Source organism: Paracoccaceae bacterium (assembly GCA_012103375.1).
Classification (GTDB): Bacteria; Pseudomonadota; Alphaproteobacteria; order Rhodobacterales; family Rhodobacteraceae; genus WLWX01.
Genome location: WLWX01000001.1, coordinates 2,671,575 through 2,698,388, shown reverse-complemented (window position 1 = coordinate 2,698,388; position 26,814 = coordinate 2,671,575). Strand labels below are relative to the sequence as shown.

At 62.3% G+C, this 26,814-nt stretch carries 23 protein-coding genes and 1 pseudogene; 6 read left to right on the top strand and 18 right to left on the bottom strand.

Annotated features, from left to right (window positions below; genetic code table 11):
- Positions 1–95: 95 nt before the first annotated feature.
- The 8 genes from GKR99_13765 to GKR99_13730 all read right to left on the bottom strand — a co-directional run bounded on the left by GKR99_13765 (position 96) and on the right by GKR99_13730 (position 7,087).
- Positions 96–1,547: a S8 family serine peptidase gene (locus tag GKR99_13765; GenBank protein NKB28553.1), complete on the bottom strand. Its 1,452-nt coding sequence runs from the start codon at positions 1,545–1,547 to the stop codon at positions 96–98.
- Complete coding sequence (locus GKR99_13760) at positions 1,544–1,855, bottom strand: hypothetical protein (GenBank protein NKB28552.1); 312 nt, start codon at positions 1,853–1,855, stop codon at positions 1,544–1,546. Before GKR99_13760 ends, GKR99_13765 begins: the two co-directional genes overlap by 4 nt.
- A 66-nt stretch (positions 1,856–1,921) precedes the next feature.
- Positions 1,922–2,269, bottom strand: coding sequence for a hypothetical protein (locus GKR99_13755; GenBank protein NKB28551.1), 348 nt, complete (start codon positions 2,267–2,269; stop codon positions 1,922–1,924).
- Entirely contained in the window at positions 2,269–2,826 is a 558-nt protein-coding gene (locus tag GKR99_13750) for a sigma-70 family RNA polymerase sigma factor (GenBank protein ID NKB28550.1), read from the bottom strand. The genes GKR99_13755 and GKR99_13750 overlap by 1 nt, the downstream gene beginning before the upstream one ends.
- A 2-nt stretch (positions 2,827–2,828) precedes the next feature.
- Entirely contained in the window at positions 2,829–3,959 is a 1,131-nt protein-coding gene (locus GKR99_13745; protein NKB28549.1) for a hypothetical protein, read from the bottom strand.
- On the bottom strand, positions 3,946–5,751 hold the full coding sequence (locus GKR99_13740; protein NKB28548.1) for a hypothetical protein: 1,806 nt from the start codon (positions 5,749–5,751) through the stop codon (positions 3,946–3,948). The genes GKR99_13745 and GKR99_13740 overlap by 14 nt, the downstream gene beginning before the upstream one ends.
- 365 nt (positions 5,752–6,116) lie before the next feature.
- Entirely contained in the window at positions 6,117–6,362 is a 246-nt protein-coding gene (locus GKR99_13735; GenBank protein ID NKB28547.1) for an Lrp/AsnC family transcriptional regulator, read from the bottom strand.
- A 125-nt stretch (positions 6,363–6,487) separates the two neighbouring features.
- Positions 6,488–7,087, bottom strand: coding sequence for a 2-hydroxychromene-2-carboxylate isomerase (locus GKR99_13730; GenBank protein ID NKB28546.1), 600 nt, complete (start codon positions 7,085–7,087; stop codon positions 6,488–6,490).
- A gap of 111 nt (positions 7,088–7,198) precedes the next feature.
- On the opposite strand from GKR99_13730, the gene prs reads away from it, so the two are divergent.
- Positions 7,199–8,218, top strand: a complete 1,020-nt coding sequence (gene prs / locus GKR99_13725; GenBank protein NKB28545.1) for a ribose-phosphate diphosphokinase — start codon at positions 7,199–7,201, stop codon at positions 8,216–8,218.
- A gap of 338 nt (positions 8,219–8,556) precedes the next feature.
- Here prs and GKR99_13720 read toward each other — a convergent pair whose 3' ends face one another.
- The 6 genes from GKR99_13720 to GKR99_13695 all read right to left on the bottom strand — a co-directional run bounded on the left by GKR99_13720 (position 8,557) and on the right by GKR99_13695 (position 14,392).
- On the bottom strand, positions 8,557–8,949 hold the full coding sequence (locus tag GKR99_13720; GenBank protein ID NKB28544.1) for a F0F1 ATP synthase subunit epsilon: 393 nt from the start codon (positions 8,947–8,949) through the stop codon (positions 8,557–8,559).
- 23 nt (positions 8,950–8,972) lie between these two features.
- Complete coding sequence (gene atpD, locus GKR99_13715) at positions 8,973–10,394, bottom strand: F0F1 ATP synthase subunit beta (GenBank protein NKB28543.1); 1,422 nt, start codon at positions 10,392–10,394, stop codon at positions 8,973–8,975.
- Between the two features lie 19 nt (positions 10,395–10,413).
- Positions 10,414–11,280, bottom strand: a complete 867-nt coding sequence (locus GKR99_13710) for a F0F1 ATP synthase subunit gamma (GenBank protein ID NKB28542.1) — start codon at positions 11,278–11,280, stop codon at positions 10,414–10,416.
- 12 nt (positions 11,281–11,292) lie between these two features.
- Positions 11,293–12,831 (bottom strand): F0F1 ATP synthase subunit alpha, encoded by a 1,539-nt coding sequence (locus tag GKR99_13705; protein ID NKB28541.1) that lies wholly within the window; start codon positions 12,829–12,831, stop codon positions 11,293–11,295.
- A complete protein-coding gene (locus tag GKR99_13700) occupies positions 12,831–13,397 on the bottom strand; it encodes a F0F1 ATP synthase subunit delta (GenBank protein NKB28540.1) in 567 nt (188 codons plus the stop codon). Before GKR99_13700 ends, GKR99_13705 begins: the two co-directional genes overlap by 1 nt.
- 248 nt (positions 13,398–13,645) lie before the next feature.
- Positions 13,646–14,392: a methyltransferase domain-containing protein gene (locus GKR99_13695; GenBank protein NKB28539.1), complete on the bottom strand. Its 747-nt coding sequence runs from the start codon at positions 14,390–14,392 to the stop codon at positions 13,646–13,648.
- A 62-nt stretch (positions 14,393–14,454) separates the two neighbouring features.
- On the opposite strand from GKR99_13695, the gene gloB reads away from it, so the two are divergent.
- Both gloB and clpA read left to right on the top strand, forming a co-directional pair.
- A complete protein-coding gene (gloB, locus tag GKR99_13690; GenBank protein NKB28538.1) occupies positions 14,455–15,222 on the top strand; it encodes a hydroxyacylglutathione hydrolase in 768 nt (255 codons plus the stop codon).
- Between the two features lie 150 nt (positions 15,223–15,372).
- Positions 15,373–17,694 (top strand): ATP-dependent Clp protease ATP-binding subunit ClpA, encoded by a 2,322-nt coding sequence (clpA, locus tag GKR99_13685; GenBank protein ID NKB28537.1) that lies wholly within the window; start codon positions 15,373–15,375, stop codon positions 17,692–17,694.
- A gap of 94 nt (positions 17,695–17,788) precedes the next feature.
- Here clpA and GKR99_13680 read toward each other — a convergent pair whose 3' ends face one another.
- From GKR99_13680 to GKR99_13670, 3 genes and pseudogenes are all read right to left on the bottom strand, one after another.
- The gene (locus GKR99_13680; GenBank protein ID NKB28536.1) at positions 17,789–19,432 is read right to left on the bottom strand and encodes a peptidoglycan -binding protein; all 1,644 of its coding nucleotides are present in this window, start codon (positions 19,430–19,432) and stop codon (positions 17,789–17,791) included.
- 3 nt (positions 19,433–19,435) lie between these two features.
- Positions 19,436–20,660, bottom strand: a pseudogene (locus GKR99_13675) (biopolymer transporter ExbB).
- 64 nt (positions 20,661–20,724) lie between these two features.
- A complete protein-coding gene (locus tag GKR99_13670) occupies positions 20,725–21,276 on the bottom strand; it encodes a gamma-glutamylcyclotransferase (protein ID NKB28535.1) in 552 nt (183 codons plus the stop codon).
- Here GKR99_13670 and GKR99_13665 point away from each other — a divergent pair.
- Positions 21,263–22,333 (top strand): DUF2125 domain-containing protein, encoded by a 1,071-nt coding sequence (locus tag GKR99_13665; GenBank protein ID NKB28534.1) that lies wholly within the window; start codon positions 21,263–21,265, stop codon positions 22,331–22,333. The genes GKR99_13670 and GKR99_13665 overlap by 14 nt on opposite strands.
- Before the next feature lie 96 nt (positions 22,334–22,429).
- Here the strand turns inward: GKR99_13665 and GKR99_13660 are convergent, their stop codons facing one another.
- Entirely contained in the window at positions 22,430–23,113 is a 684-nt protein-coding gene (locus GKR99_13660; protein NKB28533.1) for a ribulose-phosphate 3-epimerase, read from the bottom strand.
- Between the two features lie 155 nt (positions 23,114–23,268).
- Between GKR99_13660 and deoC the strand changes: the two genes are divergently transcribed.
- Both deoC and GKR99_13650 read left to right on the top strand, forming a co-directional pair.
- The gene (deoC, locus tag GKR99_13655) at positions 23,269–24,279 is read left to right on the top strand and encodes a deoxyribose-phosphate aldolase (protein ID NKB28532.1); all 1,011 of its coding nucleotides are present in this window, start codon (positions 23,269–23,271) and stop codon (positions 24,277–24,279) included.
- Positions 24,280–24,397: 118 nt separating this feature from the next.
- Entirely contained in the window at positions 24,398–26,749 is a 2,352-nt protein-coding gene (locus tag GKR99_13650) for an aldehyde dehydrogenase family protein (GenBank protein ID NKB28531.1), read from the top strand.
- Positions 26,750–26,814 lie beyond the last annotated feature (65 nt).

Here is a 26,814-nt window from a genome sequence, read left to right as displayed (position 1 = left end):
TGTTCTGCGACGGGCTGAAACAGGCTGCGGTCTAGCGGGATTTGGTCTGTTGGACGATTGCAGAGGCGTCCCGATACCGCCCGCTCACGCACGCTTCAGCAACCGGGTGAGCGGACCAATCCAAAGCCGAATTTCGCATCGCGCCCGGACGCGCCCAGATCTGTGACGCCCTGACGCAATTGGCCGCGAATTGCGCCTGCGCCCTCGCCGCGTGCCCGAAGCCGCGCGGCGAGGGCGGTCACGATGGGGGCAGCAAAGCTGGTGCCGGTGCGGAACCCGCCAGCGGCGAAGACATCGACGCCCGGTGCCGACAATTCAACATGCCCGCCCGTGCTGGCGCTGCGGTACAGCCTGCTGGCCGCATCCACTGCGGTGACGGCGATCACAGGCCCAGCGGCTGCGGGATAGGCGTTAGTCATCTTGCCGGTGTTTCCAACTGCCGCGATCAGCACCATTCCCTGCCGGGATGAGGCCCCCAGAACGTCGGAAAAGGCCGCGTTGGTGCGACCGGCAAAACTCATGTTCACCACCTCGGCGTTTTGATCTGCCAGCCAGTCCAGCCCGGCGGCGATATTCTCAAGCCGCCCGCCTTCGCCACGCGTCTCGCGCGAGAACGCGTTGACCGCCAGAAGGCGCGCGCCCGGGGCAAAGCCGCCGCTTGGGGCGGCAATCAGGGCCGCAACGGCTGTGCCATGCTCGGATCCGACGCCCTTTTCCCCTGCGATAAGGGTGGTGTGGCTGGTCACCGATGCGCCGCCAAGTGCGCCGGGATTAATCGGGCCATCAATCACGCCGACCCGAACCGCACGGCCAAGATTGCACCGCGCCCCCACCGGATCACCGATCAACTGCGGTGCAAAAGTCCGCGCGCCCTGCGCAAAACCATAGACCATATGAGTGTCGATACGCGCCGCCGGGGCGGCCTGATCCAAAATGCCCTGTGCGCCAGCCTGCCCCATGCCCGGCGGCAACTGCAAGATCAGAAGGCTGCGCCCGAGTGACGGCAAGGCGCGGGTGCGCAGCAATGCGGCACCTGCCTGCTGAAGTGCGTTGGCCGCAGCATTGGCCTGGCCCTGCGGCACCGACACCACATATTCAGGATAGCCATCAGGCGCCGGAACCTCGTCGCGGGCTGCACGCTCACGCGGGCCGTTGGGCGTTGCGGTCTGACCCGAAGCCGGATCGCCACGTTCGGCCCCGGCGCGGCAAATGCTGGCAAGCCCCATGGTGCCCTGCACCTGCTGGTTATTGATCCATTGCACCAGATACTGATCGCCGGGGTTGACGCCCTGCGTCGGAATCCGCGCCCGGACCCGATTTGACCGCCAGCTTAGGATTGTCAGCGCCCGCGGGCGCGGCTGGGTGCCGATCACGATCTGCCCCTGCTGTGACGGGGTGAAATTGCCCGTGAAGGTCACCGTCCCGCCGGGGCGGATGCACCGCGTCGCGCCATAGTTATTCGGATAGGTCGTGGTGTTCTGCGCCTCGGCCAGATGCGGCAGGGCCATCGCGCCCAGGATCACCAGCGACCGCAGCAGCTTGTTCATTGTCCTACACTCACTGTTTCGACCAGGGATTGGCTGGACAACAACACCGCAAGCGCATCATCGACCGCTGCGTCCTCTACGGCGAGTGTATAGAGGCCCAGCGCCGACGGTCCGTCGACAATCACCAGATTCTTATCCAGCAGCAGCGCACGGATCTCGGCTTCCGGGGCGGTTGGCTGGAAGGCAACCCGCAGGCGGCCCTCGCCAACCACGGCTGTTGCATCGCCGCTGGCCAGTTCAACATCCGGGCCTGTGCCGCTTCCGGTCCAGACGAACAGCGATTGCGCCGCGAAAGCGGCTATGGCCACCGCCGCCGCGACCTGCCAGATCCGCAGGCGCGTGTTTGTGTTGGCCGGTGCCGGCGCTGCCCGGGTTTACGTGACCGTCGATGACGTCGGGCCTGATACCGCGTCGTGCAGCGTCAGCCGCGGGGGCCGGGAGTCATCAGACGTCTGGTCCGCTTGCGGCACCGCGTCCGACGCCTGGGCGTCGATCTCTCGCAGAAGTTTCGCCAGACCCATCTCTCCGGGGGACCAGTCGAGTGCCTCGGCCTTTACCTCAGATCTGATCCTGCGCAGGGCGCGCAATTGCACGGCCAGTTCTGCATCGGCGGCCACGGCGGCCTCGACCCGGGCACGCTCTTCTCCGTCAAGCGTGTCATTGGCAAGGAAGGGCAGAAGCGCCTCAACCTCGTCTCGTTCGTTCAATCCTGTCTCAGCCATTATGCAGCCCTTCCGATGCGGCCCTGAAGACAGCTGAGCAACAGTTTCTTGGCGTGAAATACCCGGGTCTTGATGGTGCCTTCCGGCACCTCCTGTACTTCGGCGATCTGACCGTAGGTCATATCGTCATAGAAGGCCATCTGAACCGCCGCGCGATGCGCGGGCTTGAGTTCTTCAAGGCAGTCACGCACATGTGCCGCTTCCTGACTGGCCGCAAGACATGCAGCCGCGTCGGGACCTTCATCCGCCTGTTCGGGCGGCTCGCTCATCAGATCGAGCCGTCCTTTCTTCCTGAATGCATCCATCGTCTTCCTGTAGGCGATTCCAAACAACCAGGTCTTGACGGAACTGCGGCCCTCGAATTTTCCTGCCGAGCGCCAGACTTCCATGAAAACCTCGTGAAGTTTGTCGCTGGCTTCGTGCTGATCGTTCAATTTCGAGCGGATAAATCGAAAAACAGGTTTTTCCAGGTCACGGTAAAACGCGGTATAGGCCGCCTGGTCGCCACCGGCGATCTGTTCAAGCAGAAAGCTGTGATCGACGGCCATTGTGCCCATGCCTAGTTGTTGCTCTGAGATCTGGAGCCGCCACCAAGCTGGCGTGCAGGTGATGCGGACAGGACATTACCGTCGCCGTCAAAGGCCACCACACGCCAGAACACCGGGGTGCGGTCGCGAATGCGCGCCAGCGTGAATGGCTTCAGGCGGGTTTGCGTCGCGCGCAGATCAACGGCCGCGATACGCGCACCATTTCCGACGCCCCCGGCCCCGCCTTCGCGGAATTCCACGCGATACGACGCGGCACCGGCAACCTGGCTCCAGCGGAACGGCGTACCGGCGCTGGCGCTTTCACCTGCCCTTGGGGTGATCAGCGTCAGCGGAACCGCGGCCCCGCCCGGTGTGACGACATAGCGGATCTCATCAATGTCGGCCGTGCCGGAAAAATTCTGCTGCGTGGCAAAACGCACGATGTAGTTGCCCGCCCGGCTGGTCGGCAGGGGCGGGCTTTCAAAGACCGTGCGGCGCGATCCGGCCAGCACCTGACGCACCCGCGCGATCGGGCGGAACTGGCCGCCGTCTGGGCCTGCGACCTCCCAGCTGGCATCAATGCGCCCTTCGCCTGCGGTCGAGGCAACCGCCCGTGCGGTGATCGAGGCGTTTTGCGGGATGCTGCGGAACTGCGTGTCATCATCGAACAGCAACGAGATATCACGCAGCGAGATTGCGCCGCCGCCGCCCCGCGCAACAATGTCCACATCATCGCCGCCAGGATAGGCCGACATATCGACGAATGTGCGGCTGTATTCAGCGGGCGCGCCATCGCCGATCTGTTTGGCATGGGTCCGGCTGATCCGGAACCGGTCACGGAAGGTAATCACCAGCGGACCAGAGCCTGAATAGTTCACCGTGCGAGACAGCACGCCACCGGGTGCCGGGACGGTCATACCATCGACGACAAGTGTCCCGGCTGAGGATGACACCGTCACCGGACCTGCCGGAAGATAGTCAATCTCGACATCCCAGCGCACCGAGACGAGCGCGGTGCCCGACGTGTTGATGCGCACCGTGTCCGGGTTGGCGTTCACCTGGGTGACGTCAGCCTGGGCCAGTGTCGCAAATGACAGCATCGCGACGCAGGCGATAAGGGCGGCCAGCACCCGGTTCACTAGTCCCGATCTATCTGAAAACATCTGTACGCGCCCTCAACATGAACCCAACATACCATTCTTCGTCGTCGGTTGTCTCGGTTGCCAGCGAACCGGTGGAATAACCGACAGAAAACACCATTTCCGCTGACGGACGGAATGCCCATGCCAGATCAGCGCTAAGCAAGGCGCCATCTTCCAGCGACGGGTCGCCGAAATCCTGCCAGGCCGCTTCGCCGGTCAGCGTCCAGTCGCTGTCCCCGATGGGTGCGGTGAAGCCCAGAATCGCCTCGGCATCGACGAATTCACCAAACAGGTCATCTGTCTGGGTGACGATCACAGTCGCATCCGCACTGCCGCCGCCATCCCCCAGAAGTGCGGCGCGGGCTTCCACGGAATGTGTCGTCAGATCATCGTTCAGCACCGACAGATCGTCGATGCCAAGATAGGCATAGGTCAGCCCCCAGCTGAAATGCTCGCCCGGAAGATCGACACCGACATAGGCTTCGACGCTGTCAAAATCTTCTGGCAGCGCTGCAACCAGCGGCGTTGGCACCCGGCGTTTGGTGATTCCAATCACGCCAAAGCTGAAGTCGGCGGCGCCAACCTCGCCCGTGCCGTAAGAGCCCGAGATATCCAGCGTCGTGTATTCTTCAACCTCGACCGTCGGCAGCCCGCCGACGTTCGTTGTCTGTTGTTCAAGCGAGGTGGTCAGCTGCAAAGCCTCGCCCGCATAATCGGTGCTCAGAATGATGTTTTCCTGACCACTGGGCATGCTGGGATTGGTCAGGGTGAAAAAGCCCTGTTCGACCCGGTCATAGTATATCCCGGCTGTCAGCGACGACCCCTCGGTCCCATCCAGAATGTCATAGTCGAGGCTGGCTAGGATCGCCTCTCCGGTGTCTTCGGTGAACAGGCCGCCTTCGGCATCTTCGTCCCAGTTTGCGATGCCGCCACCAAAGGCAAAGCGCCCGCGCCCGTCATTGAACGACCCGTCCGCGGACAGTGAGACCGCATCCCCCGCCCCGACGGTCAGCCCGCCTTCGGCTGTGCCACGCGCCTCGGCACCGGTCACGCTGATCCGGAAATCATTGCTTGAAAACGGCCGGAGCGAGGCGGTCGCCCCGAACATGCGGTCGTCTTCCTCATCAAGTCCCAGAAAATTATCGACGCCCAGGCTTTCGATCGATTGCGTCGCAAAAACACCCAGCGAAAAGCGATCGCCCGGCGTGGCCAGATATACGCCCAACCCCCGGCGCGCGATGTCTGACACCGCGACATCATCGAAATCCAGGCTCTGATGGCCGATGCGCGCGGTCATATCGAACATGTCGCCGGGGCGATGCAGCTCAACATAATATTCGCCGATATCGACGGCATTGTCGGTCAGCTGATCCTCGACCACCGTCGTCGCCAGATAATCCGCACCGACACGCAGACCCCCGTTGACCGTCGAATACTGAAACTCACCCGCGCTTTCGGCGAATTCGGTTGTGTCGTCGTTCAGCGTGCGCACACCGATCTTGTGCTCGGCCGAGACGGCCAATCCGCTGCCGTCCCATTCCGAAACGCCGAAGCTGCGGAATGTGAATGTACCGACAATCAGAAAATCCTGACCGCTGATCGAATAGATCACCAGCTCATGCGTGCCCGGCTCCAACGGCGTGAACAGGCGAAGCGACAGATTGCCGCCATCCACACGCAGCGCGTCCGACACATCGATGCCATCCACCTCTGCCGCCAGCTCTCCGGCAGGGGGATCAAGCGGAATATCCAGAAGATCGCCCGCAGCAACTGCGCCGATATCCTGCTGCGCAGAAGCGGCTGTCGTGGTCATGACGGCGAAAAAAACCACAAGAACAGGCACGACAGATGCCGCGCAAACGCGGGACAACGTCCGAAAAATGCCAGTTCGGCCCAGAATTCTCACCAATGGCCCCCAAGAAAAGCCTGCTGAGACAAGCAATAGCGCAGCAACCGGGGCTGAGAAACACCATGCCCGCCTTGGATAGGTGGTGAATCGCCTGCCGTGGCGCTTGGGCAACGGATTTCCAGAATCGAACCTAAGGCGAAACGGCTCTGCCGCCGCAAATTGTCGCTGTGCAGCGCGGTTCCCTGCGGCACCGAAGCCGGGCTTTGCCCGTCGCTGGATTAGCTGGCCGAATGTTGCGCAGGCCTTGACCGACCGGGAGGGAGGGGGCCCTAACCGCTGTGTAGCGCCTTGAAAGTCATCGTCGTCAGGGACCGCGCAATACCGGGCACGTCCAGCAGCCGCTGGTTGATGAACACGCCGACATCCTCGCCCTCGGGGATGTAGATTTTCGCCAGCAGGTCGAAATCGCCGGATGTTGAATACAGTTCGGACACAATCTCGCGCAGGTATATTTCCTGCGCGACCTCATAGGTCTTGCCGGGATTGCAACGCAGTTGAACAAATACGCAGGTCATGAAGGTGCCTCCTGTTCTGGCCAAGCTGTCACAAGGCGCAACAGATAGGCAAGCCCGGCGCTGCACGAAATCATCGCCCCGGAATGACGCGCCGCGCCGGGTCAATACCGGGTGAAGCGCTGCGGCTAGAGCTTGCCCGACAGATGCGCGTCCAGATCGGCGATACGGTCCTGGCCCCAGAACCGTTGATCCGTGTCGGTGATCCAAAACGGTGCGCCGAATGCACCGGCGCTGACGGCATCTTCCAGGTTTCGGGCGTAGGCCTCGGCCCCGGCCAGAAGCCCGCTGTCTGCCAACGACGGCGCAAAACCCGCGTCAGACAAGGCCGCGCGGATCACCGCATCATCGGCAATGTCCTTGTCTTCGGCCCAGCAAGCCCGGCCCAGCCCATGCACCAACCCGCCCAGATCGCCGCCGCCCGCCGCTTGTGCTGCGATGATCGCATAGGACGCAGGCGCCTGATTGGTAGGAAAATGCGCGGGCATCGGGGTCAATGGCAGGCCGGCAACGATCGCCTGTCGGCGAAGCTCTTGCAGGCGGTATTCCTTGCGGCTTTCATGCCGCTCAGCCGGGGCGGTGCCGCCGGTGCGCGCGAACAGGGCCCCGATGTCGAGCGGTCTGTACGTTACATCTACGCCGTGCCGGTCCACCACCGCCTGAAAGCGCGGTCCCGCAAGATATGTGAACGGCGAAATCGGTGAGAAATAGTAGTCGATATGTGACATCTGAAAACACTCGCCCGTTTTGGTTTGCGTGACCGTATCCACATGATAAGCGGTGTCAACGTCACGGGTGACGTGACGTAGAATCGGACCTATGCCAGGGACCCTGACCTGATGCCCAGCCTGACCGAACCCAAGCTTATTTCCGGAAACGCCAACCGACCGCTTGCCACCGCCGTGGCGCGCCGGATGTCGATGCATCGCGGCATGGCCGTCAACCTGGTCGACGCGCGGGTCGAACGGTTCAACGATGGTGAGATTTTCGTCGAAGTCTACGAGAATGTGCGCGGCGAAGACATGTATGTGATCCAGTCAACGTCGAACCCGGCCAATGACAACCTGATGGAACTGCTGATTATCGCAGACGCGCTGCGCCGATCATCGGCGGCGCGGATCACAGCCGTGATCCCCTATTTCGGTTACGCGCGACAGGATCGCCGTTCCAAGGCGCGCACGCCGATCACCGCCAAGCTGGTCGCAAACATGATGGTCGAAGCGGGGATTGAGCGGATCCTGACCCTCGACCTGCACGCCACGCAGATCCAGGGGTTCTTCGATATCCCGGTTGATAACCTTTATGCCGCGCCGGTGTTTGCGCTGGATGTTCTGCACCACTTCAAAGGGCGTCTGGACGAGGTGATGGTCGTCTCGCCCGATGTTGGCGGCGTGGCCCGCGCGCGCGATCTGGCGCAGCGGATCGGCGCACCGCTGTCCATTGTCGACAAGCGGCGCGGCAAACCCGGCGAGATTGCCGAGATGACGGTGATCGGTGACGTCAAGGACCGCACCTGCATCATCGTGGACGATATCGTCGATACCGCCGGTACGCTTTGCAAAGCTGCCGAGGTTCTGGTCGAAAACGGCGCCTTTGAAGTGCATTCCTATATCACCCACGGCGTGCTGAGCGGCCCTGCGGTTGAGAGGGTATCAAACTCGGTGATGAAGTACCTTGTGATCACCGACACGAATGAGCCGACCGAGCCGGTGCTGAAAGCCCCCAACATCCGCATTGTGCCAACGGCGCCGATGTTCGCACAGGCGATCCTGAACACCTGGAGCGGCACATCGGTCAGCTCCCTGTTCGACCACGCCGCGCTGGGTCCGATTTACGAGGGCCTTTACAACGGGCATTGAAGGTTTTGGCCTGAAGTGGATGTTGGCACCGCCCACTTCTGCGCCCGGAATCAAGCCCGCAAGGGCGCCGGGCGATCGCCTGACCGTCCCGCGGGCAGGCGATTTCGATGGGTCGCGAAACCTTCGTATCTTAAAGTTACCGCTGAACCATAAATTGCCACACAAGCAAGTTGCATCGCCTACCCCCGGTCAGGCGCTCACCCGGCTTGTCGTTTGATCGCCAACGTCCGCTCCGATCCGAAAAAAACCGACTGACCAGCAACCCCTTCCCACTACTCCAAACAAACGAAAACGGCGGGGCATTGCCCCGCCGTTTCGTACTGTTCAAGTGTGGGCTATCAGGCCGAAGCGTTGATCGCCTCCAGGTCCGCGACCAGTTTGTTGGCCGCATCAGCAGCTGCACCTTCAGCGCCGCTCTGACTTGCCCGCGCCTGTTCCAGCGCCGCTTCCAGAAACTCTGCCGTCGCATCCGCCCGTTTCACCGCATTTTCGGCCAGGACCGAGCAGCTTTCGGCGGTGATCTCGGCAAATCCGCCGGTGACCACGAAATCCTCGGTCCCCTCGGCGCTGTCCACCGACAGGATGCCGGGCCGCAAGGTCGTGATGGTCGGTGCGTGCAGGGGCAAGGCGGTAAAGTCACCTTCGGACCCCGGAATACGCACCGCCGTGGCCTGCACCGAGGCCAGAAGACGCTCGGGCGAGACCAGATCGAATTGCATCGTGTCAGCCATTGCGGCCTCTCCTATTCAGTCGATCAAGCCGCGTCGGCGGCCAGTTTCTCGGCCTTGGCTTTCACATCCTCGATACCGCCAACCATATAGAAGGCCGCTTCCGGCAGGTGGTCGTATTCACCCGCCACAACCGCCTTGAACGAGGCGATGGTGTCTTCCAGCGGCACCTGGATGCCGGGCGAACCGGTGAAGACCTGCGCGACGTCGAACGGCTGGCTGAGGAAACGCTCGATCTTGCGGGCGCGCGCCACGGCCAATTTGTCTTCTTCGCTGAGTTCGTCCATGCCGAGGATGGCGATGATGTCCTGCAGTGATTTATAGCGCTGAAGCACCTGCTGCACGTCGGTGGCAACCTTGTAATGCTCTTCCCCGATGACCAGCGGGTCCAGCAGACGCGAGGTTGATCCCAGTGGGTCCACCGCCGGGTAGATGCCTTTTTCCGAGATTGCCCGGTCCAGAACCGTGGTCGCGTCAAGGTGCGCGAAAGACGTTGCAGGTGCGGGGTCGGTCAGGTCATCCGCAGGCACATAGACGGCCTGCACCGAGGTGATGGACCCCGATTTGGTGGACGAGATTCGTTCCTGCATCGCACCCATGTCGGTGGCCAGCGTCGGCTGATAGCCCACGGCCGACGGGATACGGCCCAGAAGTGCCGAAACTTCGGAACCGGCCTGGGTAAAGCGGAAAATGTTGTCGACAAAGAACAGCACGTCCGACCCGGTGTCATCGCGGAACTGCTCGGCCAGGGTCAGGCCCGACAGGGCCACCCGCATCCGTGCACCCGGAGGCTCGTTCATCTGACCGTAAACCAGCGCGATCTTAGATTCTTCGAGGTTGTCGGGAACGATAACGCCGCCCTCGATCATCTCGTGATACAGGTCGTTGCCTTCCCGCGTCCGCTCACCCACGCCGGCGAAAACCGACACGCCCGAGTGCACTTTGGCGATGTTGTTGATCAGTTCCATGATCAGAACCGTTTTGCCCACGCCGGCACCGCCGAACAGGCCGATCTTGCCGCCCTTGGTATAGGGGGCCAGCAGGTCGATAACCTTGATGCCCGTGGTCAGAATCTCGGTTTCGGTCGACTGGTCGGAGAATTCCGGCGCCTTGCCGTGAATGCCGCGCCGTTCGGTCGCTTTCACGTCGCCTTTTTCGTCCACAGGCTCACCCACGACGTTCAGGATACGTCCCAGGGTTGCACTGCCAACGGGCATCGAGATCGGTGCGCCGGTGTCAGAAACCGAACCACCACGCACCAGACCTTCGGTCGCATCCATCGCGATCGAACGCACGGTGTTTTCGCCCAGGTGCTGAGCCACTTCCAGTATCAGGCGCTTGCCCTGATTGTCGGTTTCCAGCGCGTTCAGAATCGCCGGCAGATCGCCGTCGAACTGTACGTCGACGACGGCGCCGATGACCTGGGTGATTTTTCCGGTGTTAGCCATGTCGTTGTTCTCCGGTTCGTCAGAGCGCTTCCGCGCCCGAAATAATCTCGATCAGTTCGTTGGTGATGACAGCCTGACGGGTCCGGTTGTACTGGATCGTCAGCTTGTCGATCATCTCGCCCGCGTTGCGGGTTGCGTTGTCCATCGCGCTCATCCGGGCCCCTTGTTCGGACGCGCCGTTTTCCAGCAGCGCGGTGAACAGCTGCGTGGCAACGCCACGCGGCAGAAGGTCGGACAGAATCTCACCCTCGCCGGGTTCGTAATCATAGACGGTTGTGTCGGCCTCACCCTCGAACACCGCGGGGATGATCTGGGTTTCGGTCGGGATTTGCGTCACGACGTTCTGGAAGGTGTTGAAGAACATCGTGGCGACGTCAAATTCACCAGCCTCAAACCGGCCAAGGATGTCCTGCGCAATCTCGCGCGCGTTGGCGTAACCGACGCGCTTGACCTCGCTCAGGTCAACGTGATGCACGAACATCTCGCCATAATCGCGGCGCAGCTGTTCCCGGCCCTTCTTGCCAACCGTCAGAATTTTAACGGTTTTCCCGGCGGCGAGCAGTTTTTCAATCCGCAGGCGCGCCAGTTTCGCGATCGAGCTGTTGAAGCCACCTGCCAGACCACGCTCGGCCGTCAGAACAACGATCAGATGGGTCTGATCGCTGCCGGTTCCGGCCAACAGCTTGGGGGCCGAATCCGAATCGCCGACCGATTGTGTCAGACCACCCATCACGGCCGACATACGCTCGGCATAGGGGCGTGCCATTTCGGCAGCCTCCTGCGCGCGGCGCAGTTTCGCCGCGGCGACCATTTGCATCGCCTTGGTGATCTTGCGGGTCGACTTGACCGTGTCGATCCGGTTTTTCAGGTCCTTGAGGTTTGGCATCTGCCCGCCCCCTTACGAAAAGTCGCCGGCGAATGCGTCGATGGCGGCTTTCAGTTTGTCTTCGGCATCGCCTTTGATCTTGGGATCATCGTTGGTGATCATGTCCAGCACATCCGAGGCATTGCCACGCAGGTGGTTGAGCAATCCAGCCTCGAAGCGGCCAACATCACCCAGTGGCAGATCATCAAGATACCCGTGTGTACCGGCATAGATGACGGCCACAATCTCGGCATTGGTCAGCGGCGAATACTGCGGCTGTTTCATCAGCTCGGTCAGGCGCGCACCACGGTTCAGCAGGCGCTGGGTGGCGGCGTCCAGGTCGGACCCGAACTGCGCAAAAGCGGCCATTTCGCGGTACTGCGCCAGTTCCAGCTTGACCGGTCCAGCGACGGATTTCATCGCGTTGGTCTGGGCGGATGACCCCACACGCGACACCGACAGACCGGTGTTCACAGCCGGGCGGATACCTTGATAGAACAGCTCGGTCTCCAGGAAGATCTGACCATCGGTGATCGAAATCACGTTGGTGGGAATAAACGCCGACACGTCGCCGCCCTGGGTTTCGATGATCGGCAGTGCCGTCAGGGATCCGCCGCCGTTGTCTTCGTTCAGCTTGGCAGACCGCTCCAACAGGCGCGAGTGCAGATAGAACACGTCACCCGGATAGGCTTCACGCCCCGGCGGACGACGCAGCAACAGCGACATCTGACGGTAAGACACGGCCTGTTTGGACAGGTCATCATAGATGATCAGCGCGTGGCGGCCATTGTCACGGAAATGCTCGGCCATTGCGGTGGCGGAATAAGGCGCCAGGAACTGCAGCGGGGCCGGATCCGAGGCGGTCGCAGCGACAACAATGGTATAGTCAATCGCGCCGGATTCTTCCAGTTTCTTCACCAGCTGCGCCACGGTCGAACGCTTTTGCCCGATGGCGACATAGATGCAGTAAAGCTTCTTGTCTTCGTCGTCGCCAGCCGCCTCGTTATAAGACTTCTGGTTCAGGATCGTGTCGAGCGCCACGGCGGTTTTGCCGGTCTGACGGTCGCCGATGATCAGTTCGCGCTGGCCACGGCCAATCGGGATCATTGCGTCGATGGCCTTCAGGCCGGTCGCCATCGGTTCATGCACCGATTTACGCGGGATGATGCCGGGGGCCTTTTGTTCGGCCAGGCGACGCTCTTTCGTGTTGATCGGGCCTTTGCCGTCAATCGGGTTGCCCAGGCCGTCAACGACGCGACCAAGCAGTTCGTCACCGGCAGGCACGTCCACGATCGAGTTCGTGCGCTTGACGGTGTCGCCTTCCTTGATGTCCTGGTCAGAACCGAAGATCACGATACCGACGTTGTCGCTTTCCAGGTTCAGGGCCATGCCCTGAATGCCACCGGGAAATTCGACCATTTCACCGGCCTGTACGTTATCAAGGCCATAAACCCGGGCGATCCCGTCGCCAACGGACAGCACGCGGCCAACTTCGGCCACCTCGGCTTCTTGTCCGAAATTCTTGATCTGGTCCTTGAGGATCGCCGAAATCTCGGCTGCCTGGATTGCCATTATCCGACCTCTTTCATGGTGTTCTGAAGGGCTGCGAGTTTGGATCGGATCGACGTGTCGATCATTTTCGATCCCACTTTGACGACAAGACCGCCGATGAGGTTTTCATCCACGGTCGTGTTGATCTTAACATCTTTGCCAATGCTGGCTTTCAGCTTGGCGGCCAGCGCGTCACGTTGCGCAGGCTTGAGTTCCTTGGCGCTGCGCACATCGGCTGTGACTTCGCCCTTTTCGTAAGCGATCAACCCGCGCAGGGCGGTAATCAGCTGAGGCAGGACAAACAGGCGGCGCTTGGCCGCCATCAGGCGCAGGGTATTGCCGACCAGATCGCCAAGGCCCATTTTGGTGGCAATCGCGTCAATCGCGCTGCCCTGGGCGTCGCGCGAATACAACGGAGAGCGGATAAGAACACTCAGGTCATCGCTGATGTTCAACGCGCCTTCAAGGGCATCCAGATCGCCCTCGACCGCGTCAATGGACTTTGCATCGCGGGCAAGTTCGAACATCGCGGTCGCATAGCGGGCGGCAATACCGGAAGACATAGAAGCTGAATCTGACACGCACACCCCTTCCGCATGATAAGGCCCCGTGCAGCGTCCTTCGGGACGTTGGGGGCCTCGGTTCTAACTGGCAGGACGGGCCGTTTCACGGGCGCAACATCCAAAATCAGCGTCGATGTAGCAGAGCGTTATACGCCCCGCAACCGTCTTACGCCGCCTTTCTTCAGGCGGTTTCCGTTTGATTTCAGAGGGTTGAGTTTAACTGCGACCGAATGTGCCACATTGGCAACGAATATCGGGGCGAATCCGACCGCTCAGGCGGGTTTGACACTCGGTTTGGCCAGCCCGTCAAGCACCCGCAACGGACGGCGCGCAGGCTCGGGCGTGGCGGGGCCGGTCGGGGCGGCGACACGCTTGGTTACCTCGACCAGAAGCACGCCGCCGGCGATCCGGGTCGAAATCCGGCTGCCCAGCTTTTCCCAGAACGCGCCAGAGCGCAGCCAGAACCGCCGTTGCGTGGGCGGCATGTAAAGGGCCGCGACGTGACGCTCGGGAACGAAACCGTGCTGTCGCAGCAATCCTTCCAGCTGACCAGTGGAATAGGGGCGGCCAAATCCAAACGGCGTCCGGTCACCCCGCGCCCACAGGCCCGCCCGGTTCGGCACAATGAACAACGCCCGCCCGCCGGGGCCAAGAACGCGCCAGCATTCCTCCAGCAAGGCGCCGGGGTGATCGCTGGTTTCCAGCCCGTGCATCACTACCAGCCGGTCCGCGTGCCCGGTTTCCAACGGCCAGAGCGTTTCCTGACACAGGACCGAAACATTCTTGTCCCCGGCCGGCCAATGCATGACGCCCTGTGGTCCCGGCATCAAAGCGATCACGCGCCGGGCCTTGGCCAGATAGGGGCGCAACATCGGAACCGCAAATCCGTAACCAACGACGGTTTGACGATCCGCCTCGGGCCAGAGGGCGGTAACCTGGTCGCGAATGGCGCGCTGCGCCGTGCGCCCCAATCTGGTGCGATAATAGAAATTGCGCAGATCAAGCACATCAAGGTGCATTGCAGCCCCGCCACAGATCGGAAACACTCGCTCAAAGCATACTGCCCACGAAAGGAAACGCCATGCCCGTCGAGATTGTGACCGTCCCCTGCCTGTCGGACAATTATGCGTTCCTGATCCATAATGCCGACAGCGGCGAAACCGCGCTGGTCGATGCGCCTGAAGCCGCCCCGATCAAGGCCGCTTTGACGGCCCGCAGCTGGACCCTCAGCGATGTGCTGATCACCCACCATCATGACGACCACACCCAGGGCCTTGGCCCGCTGCGCGACACCTATGCCCCCCGCGTCATCGGCTGCGGGGCAGATGCGCACCGCTTGCCCGCACTGGACCTGGCCGTCGCGGATGGTGATGAGATTGCCGTCGCAGGTCAGGCGACCAGGGTTCTGGACGTCTCGGGCCATACCATCAACCACATCGCCTTTCACATGCCTGGCTGCGATCACGTCTTCACCGCTGACAGCCTGATGGCGCTGGGCTGCGGACGCGTTTTCGAAGGCACCTTCGATCAAATGTGGGAGAGTCTGTCCAAACTGGCCGCCCTGCCGCCCGAAACGGTGATTTGTTCGGGTCACGAATACACCCGGACAAATGCGCGCTTTGCCTTGACCATTGAACCGGGAAACCGCGACCTTATCTCTAGGGCTGCCGCTGTTGAGGCGGCAACTTCAGCCGGAACCCCCACTGTCCCCTCAACCTTGTCAGAGGAGCTGGCCACCAATCCGTTCCTGCGCGCAGGCATCGCCGCGCTGAAAGCAGCGATTGGGATGGAAAACGCAACAAATGCTCAAGTTTTCGCCGAGATTCGCCGCCGCAAGGACGCTTTTTGAACACCAATCCGTGCAACGCTGCGATGAAATGTGAAGGCCAGATGAAGAAAAACACTTGAAGCGGCGCGATAAAAACCAAACTCTAACACTATGAGGCCACGGTCCGGTCGGTGGCAGCCCGCCCCGGACCACTGTTAAGGAGCACGCAACGTGCCATCATTTTCGACATCGCTCGAACAGTCCATTCACGCAGCGCTGGCGCTGGCGAATGAACGCAAACACGAACTGGCCACGCTGGAGCATCTGCTGCTGGCGTTGATTGACGAACCTGATGCGGCCCGCGTCATGCAGGCCTGCTCGGTCGATATCGCCGCGCTGAAGGAAACGCTGGTTGATTTCATCGACGATGACCTGTCCACGCTGGTCACGGATGTTGATGGGTCCGAGGCTGTTCCGACGGCGGCCTTTCAGCGCGTAATCCAGCGCGCCGCGATCCACGTCCAAAGCTCGGGCCGGACCGAGGTGACGGGCGCGAATGTTCTGGTGGCGATTTTTGCCGAACGGGAAAGCAACGCCGCCTATTTCCTGCAGGAACAGGACATGACCCGTTACGATGCGGTCAACTATATCGCCCATGGTGTCGCCAAGGACCCGTCCTTTGGCGAAGCCCGGACGGTTCAGGGGGCCTCGGAATTCGAAGGCGAAGCTGCTGAGGCTGGCGAGGGTGAGGCCAAGGAAAGCGCGCTGGCGAAATACTGCGTCGATCTGAACGCCAAGGCGCGTGACGGCGACGTCGACCCGCTGATCGGGCGCGAGCACGAGGTTGAGCGCTGCGTGCAGGTCCTGTGCCGCCGCCGCAAGAACAACCCGCTGCTGGTGGGTGACCCCGGTGTGGGGAAAACCGCCATTGCCGAAGGGCTGGCCCGCAAGATCGAGAATGGTGAAACACCCGAAGTCCTGTCGGGGACCACGATCTTCAGCCTCGACATGGGCGCGCTGCTCGCCGGCACCCGCTATCGCGGCGATTTCGAAGAACGCCTGAAGGCCGTGATGACCGAGATGGAAGATCACGACGACGCGGTGCTGTTCATTGACGAGATTCACACCGTGATCGGCGCCGGGGCCACGTCAGGCGGGGCGATGGACGCCTCCAACCTGCTGAAGCCCGCGTTGCAGGGCGGCAAGCTGCGCTGCATGGGATCCACCACCTATAAGGAATTCCGCCAGCATTTCGAAAAGGACCGCGCCCTGTCGCGCCGGTTCCAGAAGATCGACGTGAACGAACCCTCGGTCGATGATGCGGTGAAGATCCTGAAAGGGCTGAAACCCTATTTCGAAGATCACCACGATATCCGCTACACGGCCGATGCGGTGAAAACCGCCGTCGAACTCAGCGCGCGTTATATCAACGACCGCAAATTGCCCGACAGCGCAATTGACGTGATCGACGAAGCGGGCGCGGCCCAGCATCTGGTGATCGAAAGCAAGCGGCGCAAAACCATCGGCGTGAAAGAGATTGAAGCCGTTGTGGCCAAGATCGCCCGCATCCCACCGAAAACCGTCTCTAAGGACGATTCGGAAGTGCTGCGTGATCTTGAAAAATCGCTGAAACGCGTCGTCTTCGGCCAGGATACGGCCATCGAGGCGCTGGCGTCCGCCATCAAACTGGCCCGTGCCGGTCTGCGCGAGCCTGAAAAGCCCATCGGCAACTATCTGTTCGCCGGTCCCACGGGCGTCGGCAAGACCGAGGTTGCCAAACAGCTCGCCGATATTCTTGGCGTGGAAATGCTGCGCTTCGACATGTCCGAATACATGGAAAAACACGCCGTCAGCCGCCTGATCGGCGCGCCTCCGGGCTATGTCGGGTTTGATCAGGGCGGCATGCTGACCGACGGCGTCGATCAGCATCCCCATTGCGTGCTGCTGCTGGACGAGATGGAGAAGGCCCACCCCGACGTCTATAACATCCTGTTGCAGGTGATGGACCACGGCAAACTGACCGACCACAACGGTCGCACTGTGGATTTCCGCAATGTCGTGCTGATCATGACCTCGAACGCCGGGGCCAGTGAAATGGCGAAAGCCGCCATCGGATTTGGCCGCGACCGGCGCGAAGGCGAAGATACCGCCGCCATCGAACGCACCTTCACGCCGGAATTCCGCAACCGTCTGGATGCGGTGATCTCGTTCGGCGCGCTCGACAAAGACACGATCCTGCAAGTGGTCGAGAAGTTCGTGTTGCAGCTGGAGGTTCAGCTGATGGATCGTGGTGTGACCATCGAACTGTCCACACCCGCTGCGCAATGGCTGGCCGACAAAGGCTATGATGACCGGATGGGCGCGCGCCCCCTTGCGCGCACCATTCAGGAACACATCAAGAAACCGCTGGCCGAAGAACTGCTGTTCGGCAAGCTGGCCAAGGGCGGCAACGTCAAGGTCGGCATCAAGGGCGGCACGCTGGATCTGAAGATCGAGCCTCCGCAAGCCCCGCGCCTGTCGACCAAAAAGCCGCCGTTGCTGACGGCAGAATAACGTAAAGTGCCTCCGGCGGGAGTATTTAAGAAAAGAAGATGATCTTGAGTCGTCTTTTCGTCGAAAATATCCCCGCCGGAGGCATTTATCTTTTCTATCGCTCGGTCAGCTTCAGCTCGATTCGCCGGTTTTGCGCCCGTGCGGCGGCGCTGTCGCCTTCTGCCACCGGCTGAAACTCTCCGAAACCTGTGGCGGCCAACCGACGGGTCGGAAATCCCAGATCCCCGATCATGAACAGAACCACAGACAGCGCCCGCGCCTGGCTCAGCTCCCAGTTGTTGGCATAGGTCGAGGCGTTGACGATGGGCCGGTTATCCGTGTGCCCGTCGACCCGCACCACCCAGTCGATATTATCCGGGATGTCGCCCGACACGTCCGACAGGATTTGCGCCACACGCGCGATCTGGGCGCGCCCCTCATCCGACAGGTCTGCCGAGCCGGAATCAAACAGAACCTCGGACGAGAACACGAAGCGGTCCCCAACGATCCGCACCCCTTCGCGGTCGCCCAAAAGGTCACGCAACTGCCCGAAGAACTCTGACTGATAACGCTCCAGACGCTTTCGCTCCGCCTCTTCCAGTTCTGCGCGCTTGGTCTGTTCCGCCGCCACCCGTGCCAGCGCCTGGTTGAGGTCTGCGCCAAGCGTTTCGATCCGCACCTGTGCGGCGGCATCTTCTGCCTTGGCCAAGTCCAGCAACCCTTGCAGGCGGTTTAACTCACCACGCAATTCGCGCACCTGCGCGTTCAGCAACTGCTGCTGGCGTTTGGCCTCGGCGCTGACGGCTTCTTCTTCGCTCAAGCGTTCCTGCGCCAGCGCCAGAAGGCGTTTCTGGCGAACCGTCTCGCGCTGCTGCGCGGTGCGTTCATCCAGCGACTGATCGGCTTCGGCCTCGGCCGCCGCCAGTAGGGTCAGGGTTTCTTCGGCCCGGCGACGTTCTTCTTCCAGGCGCAGGGTCATGGCGGTCAGTTCGGTATCAGCATCTTCCAACCGGGCGCGCAGCGCCTCGGCGGCGGCGGCTTCGCGCAGGCGTGCGGCCTCCTCCTCGGCCAGCGCATTGGTCAGTTCGCGGATTTCGGCGTTCTGGCCACTGTCTTCGTCCTGCGTTTCCGACAATTCTGCCAGTGCCGCTGACAAGGACAGATCGCGGGCTTCAATCCGTTGGCGCAGATCAGCCGTCAGCGCCGCCAGCGCTTCGCGCCGCGCGGCGGCCAGTCGCGCGGCCTCGGCCTCGCGGTCAATCTCGGTCCGGGCCCGGGCCAGCGCGAGTTCCAGCGCATCCCGTTGCTGGGCAATCGACTGGTTTTCCGCGTCCAGCTCGATGATCGCATCCGACAGATTGGCGCTTTCGCTCAGCGCGGCATCGCGTTCGCCCAGCAGGCTGGCAACCTTGCTTTCGAATTCGGTGATCATTGCGGCGCGGGCATCCAGTTCCGCGCCCTGTTCCTGGGTCTGCGTGGTCAGCAGGTCCACCAGCGCGCGCTGCGCCTCAGTCTCGGCCCGCGCATTGGTCAGTGCGCCCGACAGCCCCGCATTCGCCTGCTCCAACGAGGAATTTTCGCGGTTCAGCTGGCTCAGCGCGTCTTCCTGCCCGGTGATCGTCTCGCGCAATATATATTGCACGATCATGAAGATCGTCAGCACGAACATCAGCACCAGCAACAGCGCCGTCATCGCGTCCACAAACCCCGGCCAGATCGAGCCTGACATCCGTTGCGTGGCGCGTCGGTTCAGGGCCATGGCCTAGCTCTGCTTATGCCCGAACAGGGCGGGTTTCAGGACGGTTTGCTCGGTGCCATTCGCTTCACGCACCGCTTTGATCAACTGGCTGAGTTCACTGCGCAAATTCCTGACGACCCGCCGACATCTCTTCCAGCAGGCGCAGCAGATGCAGATCGATGGAGCGTAGGTGCATCCGGCTTTCGGCGTCATGGGCCGGGGCATCAACGGGCGGTTTTTCCTTATGGGCCAGCGCTTCCAGCAGCTTTTCCTGCCCACCGGCGATCCGTTCAAGCGCGACGATCGTGTCATTGGCCGCATCGCTTGCGGTCTGCCCGGAGTCGATCTTGTCGGTCAGCGTCTCCATCGAGGTGACGACCCGCCCCAAGCCTTCGTCAACCTGGGCGCGGCTGGCATCGCTGTCCATGAACAGTGCCTGAAGCGCCTCCATCTGGTGCACCAAATGGGTCAGGATGGTGGTGGGGGTCGCGGCCTCTCCGCTGGCGTCTTCGCTGCCGCCGAACCCAAGCCGGGTGATCGACGACAGCCATTCCTCCAACTCGCGGTAAAACCGGTTCTGGCCGTGGCTTGCGAACAGTTCCAGCAACCCAACCACCAGCGATCCCGCCAACCCCAGCAACGAGGATGAGAACGCAACGCCCATGCCGCCCAACTGCGCCTCCAACCCGTCCATCAGGCGCGAAAATACGTTGATCCCGCCTTCGCCTTCCTGCGGGGCGAGGGAGCGGATCGTTTCGACCACCGCCGGGACGGTGGTGGTTAACCCATAGAATGTGCCCAGAAGGCCGAGGAAAATCAGCAAGTTGACGATATATCGCGTGATATCACGCGCCTCGTCGATCCGGGTTGCAACGGAATCGAGGATCGACCGGGACGAGCTGGAGCCGATGGTCGTCTTTGCCCCCCGCGCGCGCAGCAAGGCCGCCAGCGGGGCCAGCAGGCGCGGGGCGCGCGTGATCTCGTGACCCGGTCGCGATTGGGCGAACCCCTCGACCCAGCTGACCGAATTGAACAGCTGGATCACCTGCCAGAAACAGGCGAGCACCCCGATCACGAAAACCAGCGCGATGAAGCCGTTCAGCCAGGGATTGGCCAGGAACACCGGCGACACGCTGGGCCAGGCCACATAGCTTCCGCCCGCAACAAGGCCCAGCACGACGATCATGGTGATCAGTTGCCGCACCGGGGCGGTGAAATGCGCCTGAACCTCTGCCTGGGTCTGAACCATCTGTGTCAGTTCCTGCCTGTTGGTACGCGCACACGCGTCCCCTCAGCGCCTACCAAAGCAGATATTATCCACTTCGCAAAGCCGCTACCCGCGCGGAAAGTCGCGCAAGGTCGGTATCTTCGATGCCAAGCTCGATCAGATGCGCCACCGTATTGGTCAGATATTCGTGGTTCGGACCGCGCCCGCCGACCGCTGTGGCAATGATCTGCGCCTGATCCTCGAACGGCAGACCGCCGCAATACTGGTCGTGATCCGGGTCGATGACATAGGCGACCGAGCGGACATTGCGCCCATCGCTCAGGTCAAGCGGCAGCACCTGTTCGACGTAGGCGGCGGAAATCAACTCGCGCTCGCGCAGATACTCCAACGTCGCAGCCTCGGTTCCGGGCGCGGCACGCAGGGCCAGCCCGTCACAGGCCGACCCGGCATCGACATCCAGCGCCAGAACCAGCCCGGGATCGGCAATTGTGCCGCGATGATGGATCGAGCGCATGCAGAAGCTGCGGTGATAGCCGGGCAGCCGCGCGATCACCGCCTCGGCAACCTCGAATCCGGGGTTCCACAGAAGCGAGCCATAGCCGAATACCCAAAGCGGGGTCAGATTGTCCGCCGTCATCATGCTGGCCCTTTCGCTGTCCGCCCCCTACATAGCCTGCTGTAGGTCAGACGAAAGGGGACAGATGCGCAAACTGCTGGTTCTGATCCTGGTTCTGGCCGCGCTTTGGTCAGGTTACTGGTTCGTCGGCGCAACAGCGGTCGAACGTGGCGCGCAGGCCGTGCTGGACAATCTGCACGCGCAGGGCTGGCAGGTCGAGGTTGCCGATGTCGGCACACGCGGTTTTCCAAACCGGTTCGACACGACCGCCACCGGGGTGAAACTGGCCGATCCACTGGGCGGGTTTGCCTGGACCGCACCTTTCTTCCAGGTGCTGGCCCTTAGCTACAAGCCGAACCACGTGATCGCGGCGTTGCCTGACAGTCAGTCATTCGACTTTCCCGGTCAGACCCTGCAGGTGGACAGCACGCGCATGCGCGCCTCGCTGGTGGTCGAACCGGGCACCGCCCTGGCGCTGGACCGTGCGACCTTTGTTGCCGAAACCGCAAACGTCACCTCGACCCTTGGCTGGGCGATTGCGCTGAAGGATGCCCGCTTCGCGACCCGGCAAAATGGCGAGGCGCTGGTCCATGACGTCGGCATCGCCGCATCAAAGATCGCGTTGCCCAAGGCGCTGCGCGACACCTACGATCCCGGCGGGGCATTGCCGGAGGTGCTTGAGGTCCTGCGGGTTGATGCAACCCTTGGCTTTGACCGCGCCATTGATCGCCATGCATTCAATGGCGGACCGGCGCCACAGGTCGAGCGGTTCGTCCTCAACGACGCCGCACTTGTCTGGGGCGGCGTGAAGATCGCGGCGACAGGCACCCTCACCATCGGGGCGGATCGCCTGCCCGTCGGGGATATCACGCTTGAATCTGCGCAATGGCGCGACGTGGCGCGGATGATCGCGGATTCCGGGATGATCCAGCCGCAATACGTGCCGACGCTGGACGCGCTGTTCCAATCGATGGCGGCGGCGGACGGAACGCCCGAGGTGCTGACCGCGCCACTGACGTTCAAAAATGGGCTGGTTTCCTTCGGGTTCCTGCCGCTTGGGCCTGCACCGCGATTCTGAGTGGTCGGCGATATCCTGTTTTCGCCGCGCCCTTCGGATCTGGCGCCAGCCACGCTGCCCGATACGCAGGCAAAAGCCCCGATCAATGTGTCGCTGTCAGGTTGCCACCGAGTCCCGGATTGCCCGGATATTGGTGCCGTAGGGGGCCGGGTTACTGACAGACCCGCCCTTGAACACCGCAGACCCCGCCACCAGAACATCCGCCCCGGCAGCTGCAACCAGCGGAGCAGTCGTCGGATCAACGCCGCCGTCAATTTCGATATGAACAGGCCGGTCGCCGATCATGGCGCGGATATCGCGGCTCTTCTCAACGCAGGAGTGTATGAATTTCTGCCCGCCAAAACCGGGGTTCACCGTCATCACGCAAACCAGATCGACCAGATCCAGCAGTGGCGCCACCGCGCTGGCCGGTGTGCCGGGGTTCAGCGCAACGCCGGCCTTTGCACCGGCGCCCCTGATCGCCTGAAGCGTGCGGTGGATATGCGGACCCGCCTCGACATGGGCGGTGATGATATCGGCCCCGGCCTTTGCAAACGCCTCGATATACGGATCCACTGGCGCGATCATCAGATGCACGTCCATGACCGTCTTGATATGCGGGCGAATCGCGGCGCAGGTGGCGGGACCAAAGGTGATGTTCGGCACGAAATGCCCATCCATCACATCAACATGGATCCAATCGGCCCCCTGCCCTTCGACAGCTGCGCATTCTGCCCCGAAGGCGGCAAAATCGGCGGCCAGAATGGACGGAGCAATTTTTAAACTACGATCGAACGGCATTTAGGGGTCCCCCGCATGAGATTTCGGTTTCCTAACGCGGTTGCGGGCAGCACGCCACCTTTGGCGTTGCGAAGAAAATATTTGACCAAATGGTCAATCTTGTGCGATGCGCGCGCTTGTGGCACTGTGACCACGCCCGTTTTCTTGCCGGATCAATGCTGCCCGTGACCAATCAAGTCCTTGCCCCGAACCCGACCAAATCTGCGCAGCTGCCGCAGGTCGCCGAACCGCGCAATCCGGGGATGGCGCTTGACCTTGACTGGGTCGCCTCGGTTCAGGCCAACACCTCGGCCATCGAACGCCGCGCAGCCAGCCTGCCGGGGCGGCGGTCGGTCAAGAAGGACTTTCAGGCCGCCTGGCTGCTGCGCGCGATCACCTGCATCGATCTGACGACGCTGGCTGGCGACGATACCGAGGGGCGCGTGCGCCGCCTGTGTGCCAAGGCCGCCAACCCGGTGCGCCGCGATATCCTTGACGCGCTCGGGATCGACCAGATCACCACCGGCGCGGTCAGCGTCTATCACGACATGATCGAAACCGCCGTGCGCGCGCTGGACGGCACCGGCATCCCGGTTGCGGCCGTCTCGACCGGTTTTCCGGCGGGTCTGTCACCGCTGCATCTGCGGATCGAAGAAATCCGCGAAAGCGTCAAGGCCGGGGCTGAGGAGATCGACATCGTCATCTCGCGCCGCCACGTGCTGACCGGCAACTGGCAGGCGCTCTATGACGAGACCAAAGCCATGCGCGAAGCCTGTGGTGAGGCGCATATGAAAGCGATCCTGGCCACGGGTGAGCTTGGCAGCCTGCGCAACGTCGCCCGCGCCAGTTACGTGGCGATGATGGCCGGGTCGGATTTCCTCAAAACCTCAACCGGGAAAGAAAGCGTCAACGCCACCCTGCCGGTCACCCTGGTGATGATCCGCGCAATCCGCGATTTCCATGCGCGCACCGGGTATCGCATTGGTTATAAGCCCGCCGGAGGTATCTCGAAGTCCAAAGACGCCATCACTTATCTAGCGATGATGAAGGATGAGCTGGGCGACCGCTGGCTGCAACCCGACCTGTTCCGCTTCGGCGCATCCTCGCTGCTGGGTGATTTCGAACGGCAGTTGGAACACCACGTCACGGGCCGCTATTCGGCCATCCACCGTCACGCGATGGGATGACGGTGCAGATTGAATTGTTCCGCCCGGCGGCACGCCGGGCGCCCCCCGACCGCCCCCCCGGGCGGGGGCTTCACCCCCACCCGCGGCCGGGGGCCGCCCTTTCTGCCAAGGGTACGCCATGACGATCAAGGAAATCTTCGAAACCATGGATTATGGACCAGCCCCGGAAGATTCGGGCGAAGCGCTGGCCTGGCTTTCCAGCCACGACCGCAAGTTCGGCCATTTTATTAACGGCGCTTTTACCAAACCCGGCAAGGGGTTCGACAGCCGAAATCCGGCCACGACGGACACGCTGGCACGGGTCACGCAAGGCACGGCGAAAGACGTCGACACAGCCGTCGCAGCGGCCCGCAAGGCGCAACCGAAATGGGCGGCACTGCCGGGGCATGAACGGGCCAAGGTCCTCTATGCGCTCGCCCGCCTGCTGCAAAAACATGCGCGCCTGTTCGCGGTGCTGGAGTCGCTCGACAACGGCAAACCGATCCGCGAATCCCGCGACATCGACGTGCCCTTGGCAACGCGCCATTTCTACTACCACGCCGGCATGGCGCAGCTGCAGGACAGCGAGCTGCCTGATCGAGAGGCGCTGGGCGTCTGCGGTCAGATCATCCCGTGGAACTTCCCGCTGTTGATGCTGTCGTGGAAAATCGCGCCCGCGATTGCCATGGGCAACACCTGCGTGCTGAAACCCGCCGAGTACACCTCACTCACCGCGCTGCTGTTCGGGCGCATCTGTCAGGAGGCTGGCGTCCCCCCCGGCGTCGTCAACATCATCACTGGCGACGGCGCGACCGGGCAGGCCATCGTTGACCACCCGGATATCAACAAGATCGCCTTCACAGGATCGACCCCTGTGGGCCCCGCAATTCGCAAGGCGACGGCGGGCACAGGCAAATCGCTAACGCTCGAACTCGGCGGCAAATCCCCCTACATCGTCTTCGATGACGCCGATATCGACAGCGCCATCGAAGGACTGGTCGACGCCATCTGGTTCAACCAGGGCCAGGTCTGCTGTGCCGGATCGCGCCTGTTGGTGCAGGAGGGCATCGCGACGGATTTCTACACCCGCCTGAAACGCCGGATGGACGGGCTGCGCCTGGGCGACCCGCTCGACAAGGCCATCGACATCGGCGCGGTGGTGGATCCGGTGCAACTGGCCACAATCACCGAGATGGTCGATGCCTCCGGCGGCGATGTTTACCACGCCGACACCCCCCTGCCCGCGCAAGGGTGCTACTACCGCCCGACCCTGATCACCGGCCTCGGCACCGCCGACCGCCTGATGCAGGAGGAGGTCTTCGGCCCCGTCCTTGTCGGCATGACCTTCCGCACCCCTGCCGAGGCGGTGGAACTGGCCAACAACACCCGCTTTGGGCTGGCCGCGACGGTCTGGACCGAAAACGTCAACCTGGCGCTCGACATCGCACCGAAACTGGTCGCCGGGGTGGTCTGGGTCAACGCCACCAACCTGTTCGACGCCGCCGCCGGGTTCGGCGGGGTGCGCGAAAGTGGCTTTGGGCGCGAAGGCGGCTGGGAAGGGCTGCTGGCCTACACCAAACCGCGCCGGAAGTTGAAGGATATCACCAAACTGGCATCCGTGCCGGAACCGGAAAACCCCAAGGTCAGCGGTCTGGATCGCACGGCGAAATTCTACATCGGCGGCAAGCAGGCCCGCCCTGACGGCAATTATTCCCGCGCAGTCTGGTCACAAAATGGCCGGTTGCTGGGTCATGCCGGGCTGGGCAACCGCAAAGACATCCGCAACGCGGTCGAAGCTGCGCGCGCCGCGGCAGGCTGGTCCAAGACCACCGCCCACCTGCGCGCCCAAATCCTTTACTACATCGGCGAAAACCTATCGGCCCGCGCGGATGAATTCGCAACCCGCATCCGTGACCTCACCGGAACCGGCGCGAAATCCGCCGAGGCCGAGGTTGCCGCCTCCATCAACCGCCTGTTCACCTATGCCGCCTGGGCCGACAAATACGACGGCGCGGCCAAACCCGTGCCCCTGCGCGGCGTCGCGCTGGCGATGCACGAACCCGTCGGCGTGATCGGCGCGTTCTGCCCTGATGAGGCGCCACTCCTCGGGCTGATCTCGGCGATGGCGCCCGCAATCGCGATGGGCAACCGAACCATCCTCGTCGCGTCAAACCCCTTCCCGCTGGCCGCCACCGATTTCTACCAGATCCTGGAAACCAGCGACGTTCCCGCCGGGGTCGTCAACATTCTGACCGGCGACCACGCCGAACTAGCCCCGCAATTGGCGGGCCACATGGACGTGGATGCGGTATGGAGTTTCTCCTCCGCCGACCTCTCCGCCACGATCGAGCGCGAAGCCGCAGGCAACCTCAAACGCGCTTGGGTGAACCACGGCAAATCCCGCGATTGGTTGGGGGCAGACGGCGAAGGCAAATCCTTCCTTGCCGCCGCAACCGAGGTCAAAACGATCTGGGTGCCTTACGGCGAATAATCCCGCCCAAACCTTGCCCATTACCAGTCTGAAAATACCTCGGGGGTGAATTGGCCAAAGGCCAA

Excerpts from the sequence above, each read along its gene's own strand:
- GKR99_13680 (NKB28536.1), bottom strand. The coding sequence starts at position 19,432 with ATGGCCCTGAACCGACGCGCCACGCAACGGATGTCAGGCTCGATCTGG.
- GKR99_13650 (NKB28531.1), top strand. The coding sequence starts at position 24,398 with ATGACGATCAAGGAAATCTTCGAAACCATGGATTATGGACCAGCCCCG.
- GKR99_13705 (NKB28541.1), bottom strand. The coding sequence starts at position 12,831 with ATGGCAATCCAGGCAGCCGAGATTTCGGCGATCCTCAAGGACCAGATC.
- atpD (NKB28543.1), bottom strand. The coding sequence starts at position 10,394 with ATGGCTAACACCGGAAAAATCACCCAGGTCATCGGCGCCGTCGTCGAC.
- GKR99_13740 (NKB28548.1), bottom strand. The coding sequence starts at position 5,751 with ATGACCACGACAGCCGCTTCTGCGCAGCAGGATATCGGCGCAGTTGCT.
- prs (NKB28545.1), top strand. The coding sequence starts at position 7,199 with ATGCCCAGCCTGACCGAACCCAAGCTTATTTCCGGAAACGCCAACCGA.
- GKR99_13755 (NKB28551.1), bottom strand. The coding sequence starts at position 2,269 with ATGGCTGAGACAGGATTGAACGAACGAGACGAGGTTGAGGCGCTTCTG.
- gloB (NKB28538.1), top strand. The coding sequence starts at position 14,455 with ATGCCCGTCGAGATTGTGACCGTCCCCTGCCTGTCGGACAATTATGCG.
- deoC (NKB28532.1), top strand. The coding sequence starts at position 23,269 with ATGCTGCCCGTGACCAATCAAGTCCTTGCCCCGAACCCGACCAAATCT.
- GKR99_13720 (NKB28544.1), bottom strand. The coding sequence starts at position 8,949 with ATGGCTGACACGATGCAATTCGATCTGGTCTCGCCCGAGCGTCTTCTG.
- GKR99_13710 (NKB28542.1), bottom strand. The coding sequence starts at position 11,280 with ATGCCAAACCTCAAGGACCTGAAAAACCGGATCGACACGGTCAAGTCG.
- GKR99_13735 (NKB28547.1), bottom strand. The coding sequence starts at position 6,362 with ATGACCTGCGTATTTGTTCAACTGCGTTGCAATCCCGGCAAGACCTAT.
- GKR99_13745 (NKB28549.1), bottom strand. The coding sequence starts at position 3,959 with ATGTTTTCAGATAGATCGGGACTAGTGAACCGGGTGCTGGCCGCCCTT.
- GKR99_13765 (NKB28553.1), bottom strand. The coding sequence starts at position 1,547 with ATGAACAAGCTGCTGCGGTCGCTGGTGATCCTGGGCGCGATGGCCCTG.
- GKR99_13695 (NKB28539.1), bottom strand. The coding sequence starts at position 14,392 with ATGCACCTTGATGTGCTTGATCTGCGCAATTTCTATTATCGCACCAGA.
- GKR99_13660 (NKB28533.1), bottom strand. The coding sequence starts at position 23,113 with ATGCCGTTCGATCGTAGTTTAAAAATTGCTCCGTCCATTCTGGCCGCC.
- GKR99_13750 (NKB28550.1), bottom strand. The coding sequence starts at position 2,826 with ATGGGCACAATGGCCGTCGATCACAGCTTTCTGCTTGAACAGATCGCC.
- GKR99_13730 (NKB28546.1), bottom strand. The coding sequence starts at position 7,087 with ATGTCACATATCGACTACTATTTCTCACCGATTTCGCCGTTCACATAT.
- GKR99_13670 (NKB28535.1), bottom strand. The coding sequence starts at position 21,276 with ATGACGGCGGACAATCTGACCCCGCTTTGGGTATTCGGCTATGGCTCG.